This is a genomic window from Streptomyces sp. NPDC038200 (assembly GCF_055600785.1).
In genome coordinates this window covers 1-21980 of sequence record NZ_JBVJYH010000013.1, presented here as the reverse complement: position 1 = coordinate 21980, position 21980 = coordinate 1, and the positions used below count along the sequence as shown (strand labels likewise).

Annotated in this window: 22 protein-coding genes; 8 read left to right on the top strand and 14 right to left on the bottom strand. The window is 72.8% G+C overall.

Annotated elements, in window-relative coordinates; all coding sequences use genetic code 11:
• Positions 1 to 125 precede the first annotated feature (125 nt).
• Positions 126 to 1418: an MFS transporter gene (locus ACZ7KF_RS25000; protein WP_471079099.1), complete on the bottom strand. Its 1293-nt coding sequence runs from the start codon at positions 1416 to 1418 to the stop codon at positions 126 to 128.
• A gap of 63 nt (positions 1419 to 1481) precedes the next feature.
• Here ACZ7KF_RS25000 and ACZ7KF_RS24995 point away from each other — a divergent pair, with 63 nt between their 5' ends.
• Positions 1482 to 2444: a LysR family transcriptional regulator gene (locus tag ACZ7KF_RS24995; protein WP_471079096.1), complete on the top strand. Its 963-nt coding sequence runs from the start codon at positions 1482 to 1484 to the stop codon at positions 2442 to 2444.
• Between the two features lie 120 nt (positions 2445 to 2564).
• On the opposite strand, the gene ACZ7KF_RS24990 is transcribed toward ACZ7KF_RS24995, so the two are convergent.
• Positions 2565 to 3326, bottom strand: coding sequence for an alpha/beta hydrolase (locus ACZ7KF_RS24990; RefSeq protein WP_471079093.1), 762 nt, complete (start codon positions 3324 to 3326; stop codon positions 2565 to 2567).
• A 134-nt stretch (positions 3327 to 3460) separates the two neighbouring features.
• On the opposite strand from ACZ7KF_RS24990, the gene ACZ7KF_RS24985 reads away from it, so the two are divergent.
• Positions 3461 to 4648 carry an adenosine deaminase gene (locus tag ACZ7KF_RS24985; RefSeq protein ID WP_471079090.1) on the top strand — a complete coding sequence of 396 codons (1188 nt, stop codon included), beginning with the start codon at positions 3461 to 3463 and terminating at the stop codon, positions 4646 to 4648.
• Positions 4649 to 4797: 149 nt separating this feature from the next.
• Positions 4798 to 5157, top strand: a complete 360-nt coding sequence (locus tag ACZ7KF_RS24980; RefSeq protein ID WP_471079089.1) for an ATP-binding protein — start codon at positions 4798 to 4800, stop codon at positions 5155 to 5157.
• A gap of 79 nt (positions 5158 to 5236) precedes the next feature.
• On the opposite strand, the gene ACZ7KF_RS24975 is transcribed toward ACZ7KF_RS24980, so the two are convergent.
• The 5 genes from ACZ7KF_RS24975 to afsQ1 all read right to left on the bottom strand — a co-directional run bounded on the left by ACZ7KF_RS24975 (position 5237) and on the right by afsQ1 (position 9061).
• Positions 5237 to 5437 (bottom strand): PspC domain-containing protein, encoded by a 201-nt coding sequence (locus ACZ7KF_RS24975; RefSeq protein WP_471079086.1) that lies wholly within the window; start codon positions 5435 to 5437, stop codon positions 5237 to 5239.
• 109 nt (positions 5438 to 5546) lie between these two features.
• Positions 5547 to 6110 (bottom strand): VanZ family protein, encoded by a 564-nt coding sequence (locus tag ACZ7KF_RS24970; protein ID WP_471079083.1) that lies wholly within the window; start codon positions 6108 to 6110, stop codon positions 5547 to 5549.
• 88 nt (positions 6111 to 6198) lie between these two features.
• On the bottom strand, positions 6199 to 6801 hold the full coding sequence (locus tag ACZ7KF_RS24965) for a hypothetical protein (protein WP_471079080.1): 603 nt from the start codon (positions 6799 to 6801) through the stop codon (positions 6199 to 6201).
• Positions 6798 to 8387, bottom strand: a complete 1590-nt coding sequence (locus tag ACZ7KF_RS24960; RefSeq protein WP_471079077.1) for an ATP-binding protein — start codon at positions 8385 to 8387, stop codon at positions 6798 to 6800. The genes ACZ7KF_RS24965 and ACZ7KF_RS24960 overlap by 4 nt, the downstream gene beginning before the upstream one ends.
• On the bottom strand, positions 8384 to 9061 hold the full coding sequence (afsQ1, locus tag ACZ7KF_RS24955; protein ID WP_067041772.1) for a two-component system response regulator AfsQ1: 678 nt from the start codon (positions 9059 to 9061) through the stop codon (positions 8384 to 8386). Before afsQ1 ends, ACZ7KF_RS24960 begins: the two co-directional genes overlap by 4 nt.
• A gap of 238 nt (positions 9062 to 9299) precedes the next feature.
• Between afsQ1 and ACZ7KF_RS24950 the strand changes: the two genes are divergently transcribed.
• Positions 9300 to 10037 (top strand): SigE family RNA polymerase sigma factor, encoded by a 738-nt coding sequence (locus tag ACZ7KF_RS24950; protein WP_471079073.1) that lies wholly within the window; start codon positions 9300 to 9302, stop codon positions 10035 to 10037.
• A 221-nt stretch (positions 10038 to 10258) separates the two neighbouring features.
• On the opposite strand, the gene ACZ7KF_RS24945 is transcribed toward ACZ7KF_RS24950, so the two are convergent.
• Entirely contained in the window at positions 10259 to 10894 is a 636-nt protein-coding gene (locus ACZ7KF_RS24945; protein WP_471079070.1) for a uridine kinase family protein, read from the bottom strand.
• Positions 10895 to 11021: 127 nt separating this feature from the next.
• Between ACZ7KF_RS24945 and ACZ7KF_RS24940 the strand changes: the two genes are divergently transcribed.
• Complete coding sequence (locus ACZ7KF_RS24940) at positions 11022 to 11426, top strand: hypothetical protein (protein ID WP_471079067.1); 405 nt, start codon at positions 11022 to 11024, stop codon at positions 11424 to 11426.
• Positions 11427 to 11522: 96 nt separating this feature from the next.
• Here ACZ7KF_RS24940 and ACZ7KF_RS24935 read toward each other — a convergent pair whose 3' ends face one another.
• The 3 genes from ACZ7KF_RS24935 to deoC are packed head-to-tail and all read right to left on the bottom strand — an operon-like array spanning position 11523 to position 14838.
• Entirely contained in the window at positions 11523 to 12449 is a 927-nt protein-coding gene (locus ACZ7KF_RS24935) for an aldehyde dehydrogenase family protein (protein ID WP_471079064.1), read from the bottom strand.
• The gene (locus ACZ7KF_RS24930) at positions 12442 to 13872 is read right to left on the bottom strand and encodes an aldehyde dehydrogenase family protein (RefSeq protein ID WP_471079061.1); all 1431 of its coding nucleotides are present in this window, start codon (positions 13870 to 13872) and stop codon (positions 12442 to 12444) included. Before ACZ7KF_RS24930 ends, ACZ7KF_RS24935 begins: the two co-directional genes overlap by 8 nt.
• Positions 13873 to 13878: 6 nt before the next feature.
• Positions 13879 to 14838, bottom strand: coding sequence for a deoxyribose-phosphate aldolase (gene deoC / locus ACZ7KF_RS24925; protein WP_471079624.1), 960 nt, complete (start codon positions 14836 to 14838; stop codon positions 13879 to 13881).
• 136 nt (positions 14839 to 14974) lie between these two features.
• Between deoC and ACZ7KF_RS24920 the strand changes: the two genes are divergently transcribed.
• Positions 14975 to 15667 carry a PH domain-containing protein gene (locus ACZ7KF_RS24920; RefSeq protein ID WP_471079058.1) on the top strand — a complete coding sequence of 231 codons (693 nt, stop codon included), beginning with the start codon at positions 14975 to 14977 and terminating at the stop codon, positions 15665 to 15667.
• 195 nt (positions 15668 to 15862) lie between these two features.
• On the opposite strand, the gene ACZ7KF_RS24915 is transcribed toward ACZ7KF_RS24920, so the two are convergent.
• From ACZ7KF_RS24915 to ACZ7KF_RS24905, 3 genes are all read right to left on the bottom strand, one after another.
• The gene (locus tag ACZ7KF_RS24915; protein ID WP_471079055.1) at positions 15863 to 17509 is read right to left on the bottom strand and encodes a phospho-sugar mutase; all 1647 of its coding nucleotides are present in this window, start codon (positions 17507 to 17509) and stop codon (positions 15863 to 15865) included.
• Positions 17510 to 17644: 135 nt separating this feature from the next.
• Complete coding sequence (locus tag ACZ7KF_RS24910) at positions 17645 to 18469, bottom strand: purine-nucleoside phosphorylase (protein ID WP_471079053.1); 825 nt, start codon at positions 18467 to 18469, stop codon at positions 17645 to 17647.
• A gap of 108 nt (positions 18470 to 18577) precedes the next feature.
• Positions 18578 to 19015: a gamma-glutamylcyclotransferase family protein gene (locus ACZ7KF_RS24905; RefSeq protein WP_471079050.1), complete on the bottom strand. Its 438-nt coding sequence runs from the start codon at positions 19013 to 19015 to the stop codon at positions 18578 to 18580.
• Between the two features lie 97 nt (positions 19016 to 19112).
• Between ACZ7KF_RS24905 and ACZ7KF_RS24900 the strand changes: the two genes are divergently transcribed.
• Both ACZ7KF_RS24900 and ACZ7KF_RS24895 read left to right on the top strand, forming a co-directional pair.
• Positions 19113 to 20561, top strand: a complete 1449-nt coding sequence (locus ACZ7KF_RS24900; protein ID WP_471079047.1) for an NAD(P)H-quinone dehydrogenase — start codon at positions 19113 to 19115, stop codon at positions 20559 to 20561.
• 166 nt (positions 20562 to 20727) lie between these two features.
• On the top strand, positions 20728 to 21660 hold the full coding sequence (locus ACZ7KF_RS24895; RefSeq protein WP_471079044.1) for a DeoR/GlpR family DNA-binding transcription regulator: 933 nt from the start codon (positions 20728 to 20730) through the stop codon (positions 21658 to 21660).
• The last annotated feature ends 320 nt before the right edge of the window (positions 21661 to 21980 follow it).

The window sequence follows — 21980 nt, the reverse complement described above, 5'->3', positions numbered from 1 at the left end:
CGCCCACCGGCTCACTGGGCGCCCACCGGCTCACTGCGCGCCCACCGGCTCACTGGGCGCCCACCGGCTCACTGCGCGCCCGCCGGCTCACTGCACGCCAGCCGGCTCACTGCACGCCAGCCGGCTCAGTGCGCGGCCACCGGCTCCCGACGGGCCGCGACCCGGGCCGCCCGGGAGCCGAGCACCGTGATCGTGACGACGCCGAGGATCGCGAGGAGTCCGACGCCGACCGTGCCGGTCCAGCCGTCCGCGTGGAAGGCCAGCGCGCCGACCGTGCTGCCGACGCTGGAGCCGACGTAGTACGCGGACTGGTACAGCGCCGAGGCCTGGGCCCGGCCGTGGGTGGCCGTCCTGCTGACCGCGGAGGAGGCGACCGCGTGCCCGGCGAAGAAGCCCGCCGTGATCAGCACCAGGCCCAGCAGGACCAGGAGGAGGGACGCGGTCAGGGACAGCAGGAGACCCGCCGCCGTCGTACCGCCCGCCAGGTAGAGCGCGCCGCGGCGGCCGAACCGGCCCACCAGTCGGCCCGCGGTGGACGCGGAGACCGTACCCACCAGGTAGACCAGGAAGATCGAGCCCACGATGCCCTGCGGCAGCCCGAACGGCGCCGCCGTCAGCCGGTAGCCGATCACCGTGTAGACCCCGCCGAACACCGTCATGAACAGCGCGCCGATCGCGTACAGGCGGCGCAGCAGCGGGTCGGAGAGGTGGCTGCGGACGGTGCCGAGCAGGACCCGGGGGCGCAGCGAACCCGCCGTGAAGTGCCTCGGCGCCGGCAGCAGCAGCCGGAAGGCCACCGCGCAGGCGACGGCGAGCGCGCCGATCACCCCGACCGAGACCCGCCAGCCCCACTCCTGCGCGACCCAGCCGGTGATCACCCGGCCGCTCATGCCGCCGACGCTGTTGCCCGCCACGAACAGGCCGATCGCCGTGACCAGTGCCTTCGGCCGCACCTCCTCGGCCAGGTAGGCCTGCGCCGAGGCCGGGAGGCCGGCCAGCGCCGCGCCCTGCAGGCCCCGCAGCACCACCAGCGCGCCGATCGACGGAGCGAAGGGCACCAGCATGCCGATCGTGACGGCGACGGCCAGCGAGCCCGTCATCACCGCGCGGCGGCCGAAGCGCTCCGACAGGGCGCTCATGGGCAGGACGAACAGCGCCAGCCCGCCGGTCGCGGCCGCCACGGTCCAGCTCGCCTCGCTCGCCGCGACCCCGAACTCGCCGGAGATCAGCGGCAGCAGGGCCTGGGTGGAGTAGAGGAGGGCGAAGGTGGCGACTCCGGCGAGGAAGAGGGCGAGGCTCATCCGGCGGTAGCCGGGGCCGCCCGGGGTCAGCCGGGAGTCGGAGTGGTCGGAGTCGGGGGCGGAGACGGAAACAACGGCGTCCACGCTGGTGGACGCCCCGGTACTGGCGGGAGACATGCTTCGACCGTAGGGACGGCACCTCTCATCCGTCCAATGCATGGAATCGCCATAATCGATCCCATGGTGCATCAGCAGAGGTCACAGGCGCGGCTGTCACCGTTCGGTGACACAGAAGACAGGGGCGGGATGTCGCGGGTGCTCGCGCCCCGCCTCGCCCACTTCGCCGGTGTGGCCCGTACGGAACACGTCACCCGGGCCGCGCTGGAGATGAACGTCCCCCAGTCCACCCTGTCGCGCGCGATGGCCCGGCTGGAGCAGGACCTGGGCGTCGAGCTGTTCGCCCGGCACGGCCGCACGGTCTCCCTGACCCCCGCGGGCCGTACGTTCCTCGCCTCCGTCGAGCGGGCCCTCGCCGAGATCGAGCGTGCCGCCGAGGAGGTCCGCGCGGACGCCGATCCCGCCACCGGCAAGGTGGCCTTCGGTTTCCTGCACACCATGGGTGCCGAGACCGTACCCGGTCTGCTGCACGCCTTCCGCGCCGACCACCCGCGCGTCCGCTTCAGCCTGGTCCAGAACCACGGCGAGGCGATGCTGGAGGGGCTCCGGGCCGGCGAGCTGGACCTCTGCCTCACCTCGCCGGTCCCCGACGCCCCCGATCTGGTCGCGCGCCGCCTGGACGAGCAGAAACTCCGTCTGGTCGTCCCCGCGGACCACCGTCTGGCCGCCCGCCGCCGCGTCCGGCTGGCCGAGGCGGCGGAGGAAGCCTTCGTCACCCTGGAGCCCGGCTACGGCCTGCGCCGGATCACCGACGCCCTGTGCCGCGAGGCCGGCTTCAAGCCCCGTGTCGCGTTCGAGGGCGAGGAGGCGGAGACGCTGCGGGGCCTGGTGGCGGCCGGGCTGGGAGTGGCTCTCCTGCCCCCGCCGACCGTCCCCCGCCCGGGGGTGCGGGAGCTGACGGTCACGGCTCCCCGGGCGGCCCGCGAGATCGGCGTGGCCTGGCTGGCCGACCGCCCGGACACACCCCCGGTGGCCGCGTTCAAGAAGTTCCTGCTCTCCAGGAGGGGCGGCCTGCTGCCCACCTGAGGGCAGCCCGCCGCGGGCTCGCGGACCCGAAGGGCGCGGGGCCGCGGCGCCGTGCGGCTCCGCGGGGTGGGCGCGAGGGGCCACGGACCGCCCGCGCCCCGAGCACGGCAGCCCGCGCGCCTACCGCTTCAACGACTTACCGAACCCGGCGGCCAGGGGCATCCTCAGACCGATCGGCGGGGGCGCGGCGAGCGCGTCCTCCACCGGCCGCGAGACCGCTCGCCCGAACAGCGCCCCCAGCACGAAGTCCGCTGCCAGGCAGAGCACTTCCTCCCGGTGCCCGTGCAGCCCGTGCCCGTCCGAGTGCACCTCGAACCGGCACACCTCCCGGTTCGCCTTCTTCGCCCGCGCCGCGAAGCGGAACGACAGCTCGGGGTCGGTCCGTTCGTCGTTCGTGCCGTGCGCGATCAGCACCCGGCGGCCGACCAGCTGCTTCACCGGCTCGGCGGGCGCGGCGACATCGTCCTCCGGGAGCCAGGGGGCGAGCGCCACGACCGAGTTGACGGCCTCGTGGCCGCCGGCCCGCAGCGCCGCGCGCCCGCCCATGTCCACGCCGGCCAGGCACACGGGCACGTCCCCGTACCGCCGTACGACCTCGTCGGCGGCCCATTCGGCGTCCGCCGCCAGATGTGCCTCGCTGCCGTTCCAGCCGCGGTAGCGGTAGTGGACGGGGTGGACGGCGAGTCCTTCGGTCCGGCCCGCACGGGCGAGGGCGCGGCCCAGGGAGCGGATGAGGGTCGTCGCCCAGACAGGGGACGGCCGGCGGGCGGAGACCTCCGCCCCGCCGGGAAGCAGCAGCACCGCTCCGCTCACCGAGGTCGGCTCCGGGCCGACTGCCTTCCCCAGCCTGGCCGTTCGGACCGGCGTCGCTTGCTGTCCCATGGCAGAACAGTGTCAGAAGGCGTGGTGTACGAAACCCGTACGTGCGGTCACCGTTGCGTATCGACGGAAAAGCGCCGGAAAACAGCCGACGCGCACCCCGAGCGCTCTACGCGCGTAGGAGTTAGAGTGCGGAAATGACGAGCCAGACTGCACCGACGGGGGCCGTCCCGGGAACCGTGCCGGCCCACGTTCCGACGCCGGACCAGATCCGCCGCGCGCCCAAGGTACTGCTGCACGATCATCTCGACGGCGGGCTCCGTCCGGGGACCGTCGTCGAACTCGCCCGGGAGTCCGGGTACGCCGAGCTTCCCGAGGCCGACCCGGACAAGCTGGGGATCTGGTTCCAGGAGGCCGCCGACTCCGGCTCGCTGGAACGGTATCTGGAGACCTTCCGGCACACCGTCGGCGTGATGCAGACCCGGGAGGCCCTCGTCCGGGTCGCCCGGGAGTGCGCCGAGGACCTCGCCGAGGACGGGGTGGTCTACGCCGAGGTGCGGTACGCGCCCGAGCAGCACCTCGAGCGGGGGCTGACCCTGGAGGAGGTGGTGGAGGCCGTCGACGAGGGGTTCCGGCAGGGCGAGCGGCTCGCCCGGGAGCACGGCCGGCGCATCAGGGTGGGCGCCCTGCTGACCGCCATGCGGCACGCGGCCCGCTCCCTGGAGATCGCCGAACTCGCCAACCGCCACCGGGACTCCGGTGTGGTCGGCTTCGACATCGCCGGAGCCGAGGCCGGCTACCCGCCCACCCGGCACCTCGACGCCTTCGAGTACCTGAAGCGGGAGAACAACCACTTCACCATCCACGCCGGCGAGGCCTTCGGACTGCCGTCCATCTGGCAGGCGCTGCAATGGTGCGGCGCCGACCGGCTCGGCCACGGGGTGCGGATCATCGACGACATCGAGGTCCGCGAGGACGGCTCGGTCCGGCTCGGCCGGCTCGCCTCCTATGTGCGGGACAAGCGGATCCCGCTGGAGCTGTGCCCCAGCTCCAACCTGCAGACCGGGGCCGCGACCTCCTACGCCGAGCACCCGATCGGGCTGCTGCGCCGGCTGCACTTCCGGGCCACCGTGAACACCGACAACCGGCTGATGTCGCACACCAGCATGAGCCGGGAATTCGAGCATCTTGTCGACGCATTCGGTTACACGCTCGACGACCTCCAGTGGTTCTCCGTCAATGCGATGAAATCAGCGTTCATTCCTTTCGATGAACGACTGGCTATGATCAATGACGTCGTCAAGCCCGGATACGCGGAACTGAAATCCGAGTGGCTGTTCCAGCAGACCGCGTCCACCAGCGGTTCTGTCGGTCCGGAGGCGTAGTCGCGGGATGCTTCCGGGGCGCCCCGCGGACGCGCTTTCACAAGGCGTCCGCATTTCGGTGTTTGCGGGGGGCGGTCCGGCGTGTTTACGGTCGGGCACCGCTCGATTCCTTGCGTAGACCCGTCTCCCCATTCAAGGACGCATTCACCATGAAGCAGTCTGCTGCCAAGACCCTGGGCGTCAGCGCCCTCGGTGCCGCCATCGCCGCCGTCGGCGCGGGCGCGGCCCACGCCGCCCCGGTCGTCCCGGACGCCTCGCAGGCCCTGGGCGTCGTCGCCAAGACGCTGCCCGCCGAGAACGTCGGCAAGGCGATGCCGGGTGCCACCGGGGCCCTCGCCCACGGGAAGGGCGCCGTGGGGGCCGGTCTGGCCGCCACGCAGCCCGCCGTGCGGAAGGCTCTCGCGCAGGGGCCGACGGCACCGGCCGCCGGACTCCTCGGCGGACTGCCGGTGCAGAAGACGGGTCTGCCCACGCACGGGGTGCCGGTCAACGGGATCCCGCTCGGCTGACACCGCCCGCCGTACCGCTGGGGCGCCCCGGGACCTTCCGGGGCGCCCCGGCGGCGTACGTGCGCGTCGGTGCGCCCGGTCACCAGGCGGTACGGGCCTTGTCCTCGGACGGCAGCAGCAGCCACAGCGCTATGTAGAGCAGGAACTGCGGGCCCGGCAGCAGGCAGGAGACCAGGAAGATCACCCGCATCGTCGTGGCCGAGGTGCCGAAGCGCCGGGCCAGTCCGGCGCAGACTCCGCCGATCATGCGGCCGTGGGTGGGGCGGGCAAGGGCGCTCATGTCGGCTCCTCCGTGGTCGTCGGCTCGCTCCCGAGCCGCGGTCGGGCCCCCGGTGGGACCCCTCAACTGTTCTCCACGGTACGAAGACGAAGGGGGACGAAGCATCGCTCTACGGGGCGATACCGACCCTGGGAATCGTCGGGGTACGGCCCTGAGACAGCTCCTCCTGAACGGTGACCGCCGGGCCGGCCGCCCCGGGCTCCCGTGCGTCCCGCCGTCGCAGCCAGGCCCGGCCCGCCGGTACGACGGCCAGGTGGGCCAGGACGACCCCGGCCGTGTTCAGCAGCAGCGAGTCGACGTCCACGACCCGCCCCGGCACGCCTGTCTGCAACAGGGCGATGCCGAGCGAGACCAGGGCGCCGGCCGCCGCCGTGCGGACCAGCGAGGCGAGCGGGGAGACGGTGAGCCTGCCGTGCGCCGCCGGCAGCAGCACACCCAGCGGCGCGAGCAGCGCGAGCCCCTCGCCGAGGGGTCTGGCCGCCGCCGGCCAGCCCAGCGCCAGATCGCCCCGGATCCCCGCCAGTGGGCGCAGGTTCGGGGGCATCACCCAGGGGACGTCCAGGGGACGCAGCATCAGCCAGGCGACGAGGGTGAGATGCGCGACGAGGAGGACACCCCCCGTCACACGGATGCGGATCGCGGCGCTGCCGCCGATGGAGCCTTGACGCTGCACGACCCCCTAGACGCGGGGACCGGGGCGATTGGTTCCGCGGTGGAAACGTTTCGGCGCGAGTGTGCCGGGTGTGCGCCCCGACGACGGGCTAGGCGCCCGCCACCTCGCCGGAGGGCGGCTGGGTCGTGCCCGGCCGGTCGCGGACGTCGTCCGTGCACTCGTAGCGCCGCAGCGGGGCCGGCCCCGGACCGCCCAGGATGACCGCCCCGTCGCCCTCCGTCGCCGCCGAGTCGGACAGCGTGCACACCAGCTGACCCAGGGCGTAGGAGGTGAGACGCGACGGTGCCGTGCTCAGCCGGAGCGCGTCCTCGGGGTCCTTCGGGCCGGGCCCGCTGACCTTGAGGGCGCCCGGCACGTACGTCGTGTAGCCCGCGGAGCGTTCCGCCGTGGACGGCGACGCGGCGAGCTGGTCCAGCAGCCCCTGCGCCACGATCACCCGGCGCCGGGCGTCCGGGGTGCCCTCCGGGACCCGCACGGCGCGGTCGACGGCCACCAGGGACGCTCCGCACAGCAGGAAGACCTGCACCGGCACCCCGCGCGAGGACTGCGCGGACTGATCGGGCCCGGCCAGCGAGCACGGCACCCGGGACGGCGCCGCCCCGAAGTCGGTCGGCACCTCCGTGGCCCGGATGCCGCAGCCGGTGAGCAGCGCGCCGAGGAGGGGCAGCGCCAGCAGGCGTCGTACGGTCATGACCCCTCCTTTCCTGAACTGTTCTGCTCGGTCCTGCCGTCCTCGGTGCCTCCGCCGTCCTCCTCGGTCAGCCGTGAGGCGTCCCGCGGGAGCCGGAGCGTGAACACCGCTCCGCCCTCCGGTGAGTTGGCGGCGGTGATCTCACCGCCGTGGATGTGGGCGTTCTCCAGGGCGATGGAGAGGCCGAGCCCGCTGCCCTCGGAGCGCGGCCGGGAGGCGCTCGCCTTGTAGAAGCGGTCGAAGACGTGCGGGAGGACGTCCTCGGGGATGCCGGGTCCGTGGTCGCGGACCTGGATCACCATCTCCTCCTCCGCCTCGCGCACCGACACCCGCACCGGCGAGCCGCCGTGCTTGAGCGCGTTGCCGATCAGGTTGGCGAGGATGACGTCCAGGCGGCGCGGGTCCAGGCGGGCGTGGAGGCCGCGCTCGACGTCCAGCTCCACCGCGTCCAGCCAGGCCCGGGCGTCGATGCAGGCGGTGATCAGGTCGGCGACGTCGACGTCGTCCAGGACGAGCCGGGCGGTGCCCGCGTCGAAGCGGGTGACCTCCATCAGGTTCTCGACCAGGTCGTTCAGCCGCCGGGTCTCGCTGACCACCAGCCGGACGGCGGGCTCGATCATCGGGTCCATGCTGCCGGTCTCCGCCTCCAGCTCCTCCTCCAGCACCTCCGTGACGGCGGTGATGGCGGTGAGCGGGGTGCGCAGCTCGTGCGACATGTCGGCGACGAACCTGCGGGACGCCTCGTCCCGCGCGGCCATCTCCGCGACCCGCTGCTCCAGCGCCTCGGCCGCGTTGTTGAAGGTCCGCGACAGGTCGGCGAGTTCGTCGGTGCCGGACACCCGCAGCCGGGTGTCCAGCTTGCCCTCGCCCAGCCGGCGGGCGGCCACACCGAGCCGGTGCACCGGCTTGAGCACCGTGGTGGCGGCGGCCTGCGCGAGCAGCGCGGCGCCGATCAGCGCCAGCCCGGTGGCGATGCCCAGCGACCAGGCCAGCGAGTTGAGGTCCTTCGCCTCCGGCTCCAGGGACTTCGCCATGTAGCCCGTCGGGCCACCGCCGATCACCCGGGTGCCGGCCACCAGATACGGCGTGCCGTGGTCCGTGACCCGCTGCCAGTACAGGTGGTACGGCTCCTTGTTGGTGTCGCTCACCTTCTGCCGCTTGGTCACGGCCGCGCGCAGCGACTTCGGCACGTCCTCCAGCGCGAAGCCGTTGATGCCGCCCGAGTTGCCGTACACCGTCTTGCCGTCGGCGTCCGTGGCGACCAGCAGCACACTGAACCGCTGGCTGCTGGCGGCCATCTGGCCCGCCGCGCGTTGCAGTTGGTCCTGTGTCGGGTGCTCGGGCAGCGCGCCGGCGCGGTTCTGCATCTCCTGCCGGAAGTCGCGCAGCACGGCGTCCTGGGCGCGGGTCAGCACCGCCTCCCGGTTGAGCCAGTAGGCGATGCCCGACGCCGACACCGCGGCGGTGAGCGCGACCAGACCGAAGACCAGTACCAGTCGCAGCCGGAGGCTGGTGAACCGCAGCCGCGACAGACTTCCCTTGCGCCCCGCGGTCCAGCCGCGCAGCCCCCCTCGCGTATCGGTCACTGAGGCGTGTCCAGGCGGTAGCCGACACCACGGACGGTACGGATCAGCGTCGGGGAGGACGGCACGTCCTCCACCTTGGCGCGCAGCCGCTGCACGCACGCGTCGACCAGGCGCGAGTCGCCGAGGTAGTCGTGCTCCCACACCAGCCGCAGCAGCTGCTGCCGGGACAGCGCCTGACCGGGCCGCCGGCTCAGCTCCAGCAGCAGGCGCAGCTCGGTCGGGGTCAGCTGGAGATCCTCGCCGTTCTTCGTGACGGTCATCGCCGACCGGTCGATGACGAGGTTGCCGAAGGTCGCCGAGTCGCTGGACTCGCGTTCGCCGCGCCGCAGCACGGCCCGGATCCGGGCGTCGAGCACCCGGCCCTGCACCGGCTTGACGACATAGTCGTCGGCCCCCGACTCCAGGCCGACCACGACGTCGATGTCGTCGCTGCGCGCGGTCAGCAGGATGATCGGCAGCTGGTCCGTGCGCCGGATGCGCCGGCACACCTCGAACCCGTCGATGCCGGGCAGCATCACGTCCAGCACGATCAGGTCCGGCCGCTGCTCGCGCAGCAGCTTCAGACCGTCCTCGCCGCTGGCAGCGGTGGCCACCCGGTGTCCCTGGCGCGTCAGGGAGAGCTCCAGGGCCGTGCGGATGGCGTCGTCGTCCTCGATCAGCAACAGGGAAGGCACGGGCTCATTCTGGCCCATGGAGGGCCCGGCGGACGACCTGCGCGACCGATCCCCGCGCACGGCCACCAGCTGTGTGCCGTCCGTGACAGCGGTGCGCCGCGCCCCTGTGACAGGTCTGTGACAGTCGGCGGACACGGCCATGAAGTGGCCACGGCAATCTTTTCGTCACGGGCCGGACGGGGAGTGAAACCGGCCCGGCAAGGCCGAATCACCGGAAGTCCACGACGGGGAGCGCGAGATGAACACGCTGCACAGCATCAGCACCAGCGCAGTGGTCACGCGTCTGCACGACGTGCACCGGGGATCCGAGAAGTCCGGTGCCGTGAGCGGGCGGGGGTGCGCTCGCGGCACCGGGCGTCAGCACACCGCCTACATGACGGTGGTTGACACCCGCGGGGAGGCTCACGGGGGAGCCGCGTACAGGGAGGACTCGGGGGAGCAGCGCCGTTCGCTGACGGAGGCGGAGTTCACCGCCTACGTCCAGGAGCGCCGCGCCTCCCTGTACGCCACCGCCTACCACCTGACCGGCGACCGCTTCGAGGCCGAGGACCTGCTGCAGAGCGCGCTGTTCTCGACGTACAAGGCGTGGGACCGCATCAGCGACAAGGCGGCGGTCGGCGGCTATCTGCGCCGCACGATGACCAACCTGCACATCAGCGCCTGGCGGCGCCGCAAGCTCAACGAGTACCCGACCGAGGAACTGCCGGAGACGCCCGGCGAGACGGACGCGATGCGCGGCACCGAGCTGCGCGCGGTCCTGTGGCAGGCGCTGGTCCGGCTGCCCGAACTCCAGCGCACCATGCTGGTCCTGCGCTACTACGAGGGCCGCACGGACCCGGAGATCGCGGAGATCCTCGGCATCAGCGTCGGCACGGTGAAGTCCAGCATCTGGCGCTCGCTGCGCCGGCTGCGCGACGACGAGGCGCTCAGCTTCGGCCGTGACGAGGAGAACGCCTTCGGCGAGCTGGTCGCCTGAGGGTCCGAGGGGACACGGGGGACACGGGGGGACATGACGGAGGCCACCGGGGGGTGGGCCTTCCGGGGGGAAGCACGGGGGAAGAACGGGGGGAATACGGGGGAACCGGGGACCACTGGGGGGTGGGTCCACGGGGGAAGCACGGGGGAGCAAGAAGCGGGACTGGTGGGCCGGGGGGCCCGGCCGGTCCCGCTTTCCGCGTGCCCGCGGGTGTACGGGCCCTACGCCGCCGTCTGCTGCCGCACCTGCCGGCCCGCCGCCGCTGCCGCCAGCCGGCCCAGCGCCTCGTCCCGGTCGCAGGGGTGCGCGCCCAGGGACACCTGGCGGGCGACGATCGACCGCTCCGTGCGCATCAGCCGCCAGCCGCGGCGCAGCAGGAACGCCACCGACTTGCGGCCCTCCTTCAGGTCGCGCAGGAAGCGCCGCCGGAACGTGGTGACCGGGCCGCGCCTCAGGCACAGCGCGTCGGCGAGCACCCCCAGCTCCCGGCAGCGCTCCACTATCTCCGCGGCGAAGATGCCCTCCGCGATGAACAGCGGGGTACGGCCGATGTGCAGCGTCTCCTCACCGGTGCGGGCGCTCAGCGAGAGGTCGTACACCGGCACCGGCGTCGCCCCCGTGGCGCACAGCCGGGTGATGGCCTCGACCGCGACGTCCGCGTCCCACGACTCGGGGTGGTCCCAGTCGATGTCCGAACTCCCCTGCACCAGCGGCAGAGTCGGGTCGTCACGCTCCTTGTAGAAGTCGTCCAGGCGCAGGACGGGGAGCCCGGAGCGGGCGGCGACGAGTGACTTGCCCGAGCCCGAGGGGCCGCACAGCAGCACGACACGGGCGGGAGACGGGGGATGAATGCTCACGGAACACCAGTTTGACGCATGGGGGGCGCCTTGCCGACCCCGCGGGTCGGCTTTTGAGCGTGAGCCTCACCTCAACTACCCTACGTGTCGACATCATCACCCTGCGCACCAGAAGGCGGCATCAGCGATGGCCCGACACTCCTCCCCCCGGCACCCCGCCGCGCAGCGCACCCTGATCGCCCTCGCCACCGTCGGCGCGGCTCTGGGCACGGGCGCGGCCACGGCTCACGCGGACGCCGGCCCGCAGCTCGTGCGCGTGCCTTCGGGGCCCGCCTCGTTGGGCGAGGTCGCCCCGGAGGCGGGGCTGGCCGCCGTGACCGGCACGGTCGGCCATGTCACCGGACCGGTCGCCGGCCTCAGGCCCAACCCGCTCGCGGGCACGGGAGTCGACCCGCTGGACAACGGGGTGGGCACGCAGGTGGCCGACTTCAAGCCGGTCGGTTCGCGGATGCTGACGGCCCCGGTCGCCGAGGCCGAGTCGCTGGGCGCGTTGCCGGTGGCGGGCCGGGTCCTGGGGGCCCTGGGCCGCTGAGGCGCCCCCAAAAGAGGCGCGGGGAACCGCGGCCGGCCACCGGTTCGCCGGTGGCCGGCCGCGGTTCCCCGTCGGGGTTCCCTGCCGGGACGCGCGTCAGTAGGAGGAACCGGACGCGCCCAGCGAGCCCGTGGGGTGCCACACCGTCTTCGTCTCCAGGAACGCCGTCAGCCGGTCGGTCCCGGGCGTCTCGGACCAGTCCACAGCCTGTGGACGAAGGACGCGCTTCAGGTTGTCGGCCGCCGCGATCTCCAGTTCCTTCGCCAGCTCCTCGTCCGCGCCCGCGAGGTCGATCGCGTTGACGTCCTGGTGCGCGGCCAGCGGCGCCGCGATCTCCGCCGTACGGCCGGACAGGATGTTGACCACACCGCCCGGGACGTCGGAGGTGGCCAGCACCTCGCCCAGGGACAGGGCCGGCAGCGGGGCCTTCTCGGAGGCGATCACGATCGCCGTGTTGCCGGTGGCGATCACCGGGGCCACCACCGACACCAGGCCGAGGAAGGACGACTCCTGGGGGGCCAGGACGGCGACCACGCCGGTCGGCTCGGGGGAGGAGAGGTTGAAGTACGGGCCGGCGACCGGGTTGGCGCCGCCGATCACCTGGGCGATCTTGTCGGTCCAGCCCGCGTACCAGACCCAGCGGTCGACCGTGGCGTCCACGACCGCCGCCGCCTTGGACCTGGACAGGCCCTCCGCGTCCGCGACCTCCCGTACGAACTGCTCCCTGCGGCCCTCCAGCATCTCCGCGACGCGGTAGAGGACCTGGCCGCGGTTGTACGCGGTCGCACCGGACCAGCCGCCGAACGCCTTGCGCGCGGCGACCACCGCGTCACGGGCGTCCTTGCGGGAGGACTGCGGAGCGTTGGCCAGCCAAGCGCCCTTACCCGCCGCGTCAGCGGCTGATGTCTTCGCCGTCACCTCGTACACCCGGCCGCTCTCGGAACGCGGGAACTTCCCGCCGACGTACAGCTTGTAGGTCTTGAAGACGGAGAGTCGCTCAGTCTTTTCGGTCTTCTCAGACATCGAGGTAAGCCTCCAGGCCGTGGCGACCGCCCTCGCGGCCGAAGCCCGACTCCTTGTAACCGCCGAACGGCGAGGTCGGGTCGAACTTGTTGAACGTGTTGGACCAGACGACACCGGCGCGCAGCTTGTTCGCGACGGCCAGGATGCGCGAGCCCTTCTCGGTCCAGATACCCGCGGACAGGCCGTACTGCGTGTTGTTCGCCTTGGCGACCGCCTCGTCCGGCGTGCGGAAGGTGAGGACGGACAGCACCGGGCCGAAGATCTCGTCGCGGGCGACGGTGTGCGCCTGGGTGACGTTCGTGAACAGCGTCGGCGCGAACCAGTAGCCGGAGGAGGGCAGCTCGCAGGCCGGGGACCAGCGCTCGGCGCCCTCCGCCTCGCCCTGCTCGGCCAGCGCGGTGATCCGGGCCAGCTGCTCGGCGGAGTTGATCGCCCCGATGTCGGTGTTCTTGTCCAGCGGGTCGCCGAGGCGCAGCGTGGACAGGCGGCGCTTGAGGGAGTCCAGCAGCTCGTCCTGGATCGACTCCTGGACCAGCAGGCGGGAGCCCGCGCAGCAGACCTGGCCCTGGTTGAAGAAGATGCCGTTCACGATGCCCTCGACGGCCTGGTCGATCGGCGCGTCGTCGAAGACGATGTTGGCGCCCTTGCCGCCCAGTTCGAGGGTGAGCTTCTTCCGCGTGCCCGCGACCGTGCGGGCGATCTCCTTGCCGACGGCGGTGGAGCCGGTGAAGGCGACCTTGTTCACGTCGGGGTGCGCGACCAGCGCGGCACCCGCGTCGCCGTAGCCCGGGAGGATGTTGACGACACCCTTGGGCAGGCCGGCCTGGCGGCAGATGTCCGCGAAGAACAGGGCGGAGAGCGGGGTGGTCTCGGCCGGCTTCAGGACGACCGTGTTGCCGGTCGCGAGCGCCGGGGCGATCTTCCACGCCAGCATCAGCAGCGGGAAGTTCCACGGGATGACCTGGCCCGCCACGCCCAGCGGCTTCGGGTTCGCGCCGAAGCCGGCGTGGTCCAGCTTGTCCGCCCAGCCCGCGTAGTAGAAGAAGTGGGCGGCGACCAGCGGGAGGTCCGCGTCGCGGGTCTCCTTGATCGGCTTGCCGTTGTCCAGCGTCTCCAGGACGGCCAGCTCGCGGCTGCGCTCCTGGACGATACGGGCGATGCGGAACAGGTACTTGGCGCGCTCGGAGCCGGGCAGCGCCGACCACTTGCCGAACGCCTTGCGGGCGGCCCTCACCGCGCGTTCGACGTCCTCGGCCCCGGCCCGGGCGACCTCGGAGAGGACCTCCTCGGTCGACGGCGAGACCGTCTTGAAGACCTTGCCGTCGGCGGCCTCGGTGAACTCGCCGTCGATGAACAGGCCGTACGAGGGCGCGATGTCGACGACCGCGCGGGACTCGGGGGCGGGTGCGTACTCGAATGCCATGGGGGATCAGTCCACCGTCACGTAGTCGGGACCGGAGTAGCGGCCGGTGGCCAGCTTCTGGCGCTGCATCAGCAGGTCGTTGAGGAGCGAGGAGGCGCCGAAACGGAACCAGTGGTTGTCCAGCCAGTCCTCGCCCGCGGTCTCGTTGACCAGGACCAGGAACTTGATCGCGTCCTTGGTGGTGCGGATGCCGCCGGCCGGCTTCACGCCGATCTGGACGCCGGTCTGGGCCCGGAAGTCGCGGACCGCCTCCAGCATGAGCAGGGTGTTCGCGGGGGTCGCGTTGACGGCGACCTTGCCGGTGGAGGTCTTGATGAAGTCGGCGCCGGCCAGCATGCCGAGCCAGGAGGCACGGCGGATGTTGTCGTACGTCGACAGCTCGCCGGTCTCGAAGATGACCTTCAGCCGGGCGCTCGTCCCGCAGGCCTCCTTCACGGCGACGATCTCGTCGTACACCTTCAGGTACTTGCCGGCCAGGAACGCACCCCGGTCGATGACCATGTCGATCTCGTCGGCACCGGCGGCGACGGCGTCGCGGACGTCGGCCAGCTTCACGTCGAGAGCGGCCCGGCCGGCCGGGAAGGCGGTGGCCACCGAGGCGACCTTGACGCCGGAGCCGGCGACGGCCTCCTTGGCGACGGCCACCATGTCCGGGTAGACGCAGACCGCGGCCGTGGTGGGGGTCGTCCGGTCCGTGGGGTCGGGGTGGACCGCCTTGGCGCCGAGCGCCCGGACCTTGCCCGGGGTGTCCGCGCCTTCCAGCGTCGTCAGGTCGACCATCGAGATGGCGAGGTCGATGGCGTACGCCTTCGCGGTGGTCTTGATGGAACGGGTGCCGAGAGACGCCGCGCGCGCCTCCAGGCCGACCGCGTCGACGCCGGGCAGCCCGTGGAGGAAGCGGCGCAGCGTGCTGTCGGACGCGGTGACGTCCGAGAGAGCGTGTGCTGTGGGTGCGGTAGTGGGCATGGTCACCAGACGAGCATATCTACGCGCGTAGCGGCTGTACACCCCCGCTGCTCATCCCCGGGTCTGGAGATCACGGATGAGCGCCGGTTCCCGGGGGCCTGGTCGCGCCGTGGGCGGTGTCGGGCAGAATCGGGCCATGACCACCCCCGACCACCCGTCACCCGCGTCACAGCCTCCGGCGCCCCCCGCCAGGGACCGGATCTACCGCTCGCCCCTGGGCATGACGGGCGGTGTGCTGCTGCTCGTGCTCGTCCTCTGGCTGGGCTTCGACGCGCTGTTCAAGGGCCACGGCCGGACGCCGTGGCTGGCGCTGGCCGGGCTGATCCTGGTCGTGCCGCTGATCCTCGCCTTCACGCTCCGCCCGGCGGTCTTCGCGAACGAGGACCGGCTGCGCGTCCGCAACCCGTTCCGGGTGATCACCGTGCCCTGGGGCGAGGTCGCCTCCCTGCGCTCCGGCTACACCAACGAGGTCGTGACCGAGTCCGGCACCAAGTACCAGCTGTGGGCCGTCCCCGTCTCGCTGCGGGCCCGCAAGAAGGCGAACCGCCGGCGGGAGCGGGCGGCGGCGGAGGCGGCCCGCGGGGGTGTGCCGGGCGGCCGGGGCGGTGGGTTCGGCGCGGGCGGCCTCGGCGGGTTCGGCCGGGGCGCGGACGCCGGGCCGGCCCGGGCCGAGACCGACAAGGTGATCGACGACCTGCGGGAACTCCTGGAGCGCCGCAGGACGGCGGAGTCGGCGCAGGGCGAGGTCACCGTGCGCTGGGCCTACGAGGTGGCCGCGCCCGCGGTCGCCGGAGCGGTGCTGCTGGCGATTCTGCTGGCCGTGGGCTGACACGGCCGGGAAACCCCCTGGCCCTACGGCAAGGCGCCCCGCCGGGGAAGGCCGACGGGGCGCCAGGGGGTCGGACGCCTCCCGGGGGGCCTCCCGGGGGTGGGAGGCCCTCCGTGACGTCGTGCCGGGGCGGGACGGGCGCGAGGGCACGGGCGACCGGGGAGCGTGCGACAGCCCGGCGCCCGGTGAACGGGTTCAGATGCCCGCGGCCGCCGACAGGTCCCGCTTCACGGCCGCCAGCAGCTCGGCCGCGCGGGCACGGGCGGCCGGCAGCTCGGCGTGCGCGGAGACCGGCACGACGACCTCCAGGTAGCACTTCAGCTTCGGCTCCGTGCCGCTCGGGCGGACGATGACCCGGGCGCCGTCGAGGGTGTAGCGCAGGCCGTCGGTGGGCGGCAGCGTGTCCGTCCCCCGAGTGAGGTCCTCGGCCCGGGTGATGCGCAGGCCGGCCAGCTCGGCCGGCGGCCGCTCGCGCAGCCGGCCCATCGCGTCCGCGATCAGCGACAGGTCCTGGACGCGCACCGACAGCTGGTCGGTGGCGTGCAGACCGTGCTCCACGGCGAGGTCGTCGAGCAGGTCGAGGAGGGTACGGCCCTCCTCCTTCAGCACGGACGCCAGCTCGGTGATCAGCAGCGCGGCGGTGATGCCGTCCTTGTCCCGCACGCCCTGCGGGTCCACGCAGTAGCCGAGGGCCTCTTCGTAGCCGTAGCGCAGGCCGTCCACGCGGGCGATCCACTTGAAGCCGGTGAGGGTCTCCTCGTACGGCAGGCCCGCCTTCTCGGCGATCCGGCCGAGCAGGGAGGAGGAGACGATCGACTCCGCGAAGGTGCCGGTCGCGCCGCGCCGGACCAGGTGGGCGGCGAGCAGGGCGCCGACCTCGTCGCCGCGCAGCATCCTCCAGTCACCGCCGTCCTTGACGGCCACCGCGCAGCGGTCGGCGTCGGGGTCGTTGGCGACGATCAGGTCCGGGTCGGTGGCGCGGGCCCGCGCGAACGCCAGGTCCATCGCACCCGGCTCCTCCGGGTTCGGGAAGGCGACCGTCGGGAAGTCGGGGTCCGGCTCGGCCTGTTCGGCGACCAGCACCGGCGCGGGGAACCCGGCACGGGCGAACGCGGCCAGCAGGACGTCCTTGCCGACGCCGTGCATGGCCGTGTAGACCGTGCGGGCGGTACGCGGGGAGCCGGCGCCCAGGACGGCGTCCGTACGGGCCAGATAGGCGTCCAGGACCGCGTCGTCCAGGGTCTCCCAGCCGGCGTCCGGACGGGGCACGTCGTGCAGGGAGGCGATCGCGTCGATCTCGGCGGCGATCCCGGCGTCCGCGGGCGGCACGATCTGGGAGCCGTCGCCGAGGTACACCTTGTAGCCGTTGTCCCGGGGCGGGTTGTGGCTGGCGGTGACCTCCACACCCGCGACCGCGCCCAGGTGCCGTATGGCGAAGGCCAGGACGGGCGTGGGCAGCGGGCGCGGGAGCACGGCCGCGCGCAGACCGGCGCCGGTCATCACGGCGGCGGTGTCCCGGGCGAAGTCGGCGGACTTGTGGCGGGCGTCGTAGCCGATCACGACGAGCCCGGCGGTGCCGTCCCCGTGCGGGGTGCCGGTCTTCTTCAGGTAGGCGGCGAGGCCCGCGGCGGCGCGGATCACGACGCTGCGGTTCATGCGCATCGGGCCGGCACCGAGTTCGCCCCGCAGGCCGGCGGTGCCGAACTGGAGGGTGCCGCTGAAGCGGGCCGACAGCTCGCTCACGTCACCGGCCTCGATCAGCTTGGCCAGTTCGTCGCGGGTCTCCTGGTCCGGGTCCTCGGCGAGCCAGGCCTCGGCCCGGGCGATGAGATCGTCGTGCACCTTGGGATCAACCTCTCCTGTGTCTACCGTCTTGCCCGCCGGCCCACCCGACTCGGTCGGCCGGAAAGCGGAGGAGCGGGGTCGCACCACCACCGGTGGTGTCCGCGCCCCGCTCGCCGTCCGCGCGGTTGCCGCTCAGATACGGCCCAGCACCTGCGCCAGCAGCTGGCCCATCCGGGCCGCCGAGTCACGGCCGGCCTGGAGGACCTCCTCGTGGTTGAGGGGCTCGCCGGTCATGCCCGCGGCCAGGTTCGTGACCAGGGAGATGCCCAGCACCTCGGCACCGGCCTCGCGCGCGGCGATCGCTTCCAGGACCGTGGACATGCCGACCAGGTCCGCGCCGATCACCCGGGCCATGCGGATCTCGGCCGGGGTCTCGTAGTGCGGGCCGGGGAACTGGGCGTAGACGCCCTCCTCCAGCGTGGAGTCGATCTCCTTGCACAGGGCGCGCAGGCGCGGCGAGTACAGGTCCGTCAGGTCGACGAAGTTGGCGCCGACGATGGGGGAGGTCGCCGTGAGGTTGATGTGGTCGCTGATCAGGACCGGCTGACCGGGACGCATGCCCTCGCGCAGGCCGCCGCAGCCGTTGGTGAGGACCACGGTCTTGCAGCCGGCGGCGACGGCCGTGCGCACGCCGTGCGCCACGGCGGCGACACCGCGGCCCTCGTAGTAGTGGGTGCGGCCCAGGAAGACCAGGGCGCGCTTGTCACCGAAGGAGTACGAGCGGACCTTGCCGCCGTGCCCCTCGACGGCCGGCGGCGGGAAGCCGGGCAGCTCGGTGACCTGGAACTCGGCGTCGGGTGCGCCCAGGGCGTCGACGGCCGGAGCCCAGCCGGAGCCCATCACGAGCGCGACGTCGTGGGTCTCGGCGCCGGTGAGTGCGCGCAGGCGCGCGGCGGCGGCGTCGGCGGCGGCGTAGGGATCGCCCTGGATGTCGTCCGGAAGAAGAGATGCGTTCACGCCGACGAGGGTAGCCGGTCTTCGCCTACGCGCGTAGATGACAGACCTCACGGGATTGGAATCGTTGTCTTGTCGTTTTCCACAGGGGTACCGGGGCGGCCGCCGCGGTCAGCAGGGCCGTTTCCGCAGCTCCATCACGTAGTCGTGCGGCGCCCCCGCCGACTCCGCCGCGTCCGCGATCTCGCCCAGGTACCGCGCCGACGGCAGCCCGCCCTCGTAGCCGTTGAGGACGTACACCCAGGCCGGCTCCTCGCCGTCCAGCGTGTGCACGCGCACGCGCATCCGCCGGTAGATCTCCAGCCCCACACCCTCCCACCGGTCGAGCGACTCCTCGTCCTTGGGCGCGATGTCGTACAGGCCGACGAAGACCTGGGCCAGCGGGTCCTCGACGAGCGTCGCCAGCGCGCCCTCCCAGCCCAGCTGCTCGCCGCCGAAGGTCAGCCGCCAGCCGTTCAGCCAACCGGTGGCGCGCAGCGGGGAGTGCGGGGCGCGGCGGGACATCAGGCGCGCGTCGAGGTTGCCGGCGTACGCGGCATAGAGCGACATGCACAGAGGGTACGGCAGCCGCCCCGCACGCCCCGGGCGTCCCTGTGGTCCCCCCTGTGGTGCCCCCGGGCAGTAGCACGTTGAAGCGTGCGGGACAATGGAGTACGTGACTCGGATCGTGATCATCGGTGGCGGACCCGGCGGATACGAAGCGGCCCTGGTGGCCGCTCAGCTCGGCGCGGAGGTGACCGTCGCCGACTGCGACGGTCTGGGCGGAGCGTCGGTGCTGACCGACTGCGTGCCGTCGAAGACCCTTATCGCTACGGCCGAGGTGATGACCACCTTCGACTCCTCCTACGAGGAGCTGGGGATTATCGTCGCCGACGACACCCCGCCGCTGGAGCAGGCGGCCCGGGTGGTGGGCGTGGACCTCGGCAAGGTCAACCGCCGGGTGAAGCGCCTCGCGCTCGCCCAGTCCCACGACATCACCGCCTCCGTGACGCGCGCCGGCGCCCGGGTCATGCGCGGCCGTGGCCGGCTCGACGGCATGCAGGCCCTGGACGGGTCCCGCAGGGTCGTCGTCACCGCCGCCGACGGCACCGAGGAGACCCTCACCGCCGACGCCGTCCTCATCGCCACCGGCGGTCACCCGCGCGAGCTGCCCGACGCCCAGCCCGACGGCGAGCGCATCCTCAACTGGACGCAGGTCTACGACCTCACCGAGCTGCCCGAAGAGCTGATCGTGGTCGGCTCCGGTGTGACCGGTGCCGAGTTCGCCGGCGCCTACCAGGCGCTGGGCTCCAAGGTCACCCTGGTCTCCTCCCGGGACCGGGTGCTGCCCGGCGAGGACCCGGACGCCGCCGCCGTCCTGGAGGACGTCTTCCGGCGCCGCGGCATGAACGTCATGGCCCGCTCCCGCGCGCAGTCCGCCAAGCGCGTCGGCGACCGGGTCGAGGTGACCCTCGCCGACGGCCGGGTCATCACCGGCAGCCACTGCCTGATGGCCGTCGGCGCCATCCCGAACAGCGCGGGCCTCGGCCTGGAGGAGGCCGGCGTCAAGCTGCGCGACTCCGGGCACATCTGGACCGACAAGGTCTCCCGGACGACCGCTCCCGGTGTCTACGCGGCCGGTGACGTGACCGGAGTCTTCGCCCTCGCGTCCGTCGCCGCCATGCAGGGACGTATCGCCATGTACCACTTCCTCGGCGACGCGGTGGCCCCGCTGAACCTGAAGACGGTCTCCTCGAACGTCTTCACCGACCCCGAGATCGCGACGGTCGGCTACAGCCAGTCCGACGTGGACGCGGGCAAGATCGACGCCCGGGTCGTCAAGCTGCCCCTGCTGCGCAACCCGCGCGCCAAGATGCAGGGCATCCGGGACGGCTTCGTGAAGATCTTCTGCCGGCCGGGCACCGGGATCGTCGTCGGCGGTGTGGTGGTGGCCCCCCGCGCCTCGGAACTGATCCACCCCATCTCGATCGCCGTCGACAACAATCTGACGGTCGAACAGATCGCGAACGCGTTCACGGTGTACCCCTCCCTTTCGGGGTCGATCGCGGAGGTCGCCCGGCAGCTGCACACCCGAAAGGCGAGCGCGGAGGCCTGACGGCCCCGGCCGACTTCCCGCTGGTCACGGGGAGTTGTGGCGTGTGCGGGCGGCATAGTCGGGGCGGGCGGGTCCTATATCACTTCCCGCCCCACCATGCGAACAACTTCTGTTATTCGGCGCAAACTGCTGAAAGCAGACGGTCGCTGGGGTTACTGTCAGTTTCGTGTTCGCTGCTGAACGTCGCCAATTGATCCTCGAAATGGTGCGAGCGAACGGTGCCGTGTCGCTCCGTGAACTCGCCCGCGTCGTCCAGACCTCCGAAGTGACCGTACGGCGGGACGTGCGCGCACTGGAGGCCGAAGGACTCCTCGACCGCCGGCACGGCGGTGCGGTACTGCCGGGCGGGTTCACGCGAGAGTCCGGCTTCCCGCAGAAGTCGCATCTCGCGACCGCCGAGAAGACGGCCATCGCCGACCTCGCCGCGGGCCTCGTCGAAGAAGGCGAGGCCATCGTGGTCGGCGCCGGTACGACCACGCAGGAGCTGGCCCGCCGGCTCGCGCGCGTGCCGGGCCTGACGGTGGTCACCAACTCCCTCCTGGTCGCGCAGGCCCTGGCCCACGCCAACCGGGTGGAGGTCGTGATGACGGGAGGCACCCTGCGCGGCTCCAACTACGCCCTCGTCGGCTCCGGCGCCGAACAGTCCCTCCAGGGCCTGCGCGTGTCGAAGGCATTCCTCTCCGGAAGCGGTCTGACGGCCGAACGCGGCCTGTCCACCTCCAACATGCTCTCGGCGTCCGTCGACCGGGCCCTCGTCCAGGCCGCCGCGGAGGTCGTGGTCCTCGCCGACCACACCAAGCTCGGCACGGACACGATGTTCCAGACCGTGCCGACGGACCTCATCACCCGGCTGGTCACCGACGAGCCGCCCGCCCACGACGACCGTGCCGCCACGGAGTTGCAGGCGCTCGCCGACCAGGGGGTGCAGATCGCCGTCACCGGGGCGAGCGGGAGCCCGGGGGGTGACCAGGTCCCGGCGGGCCGCCGCGCTCCCCTGCCGGGGCCACGCAGGGGTCATGTGGCGCTCCGCTCGGGTGCGGGGCTGGGGGAGCCTGCGGGGGCGGAGCGGGGGCGCGTCGCCGATCTGCGGCGGCGGTAGCCGGCGTGCGCTCCACCGCCGCACGCGTCCCGCACCCCGTGCCGGGCCCTGGGACGCGCCCCACGGGGTGAGCCGGGGCCGGCGTGCGAGGTCGGGCGGGCGGCCGGGGACGACGGCCGACGACGCCGGACGGTGAAACGCCACGCCCGGCGGACGGTGGAAACGCCACGCCCGGCGGACCGGGAAGGCCGGTGCGCCGGGCGTGGGCGGATGACTGACGCCTGCTCAGTCCTTGATCTCGCAGATGGCCGCGCCCGACGTGAGGGACGCGCCGACCTCGGCGGTCAGGCCCTTGATGGTGCCCGCCTTGTGGGCGTTGA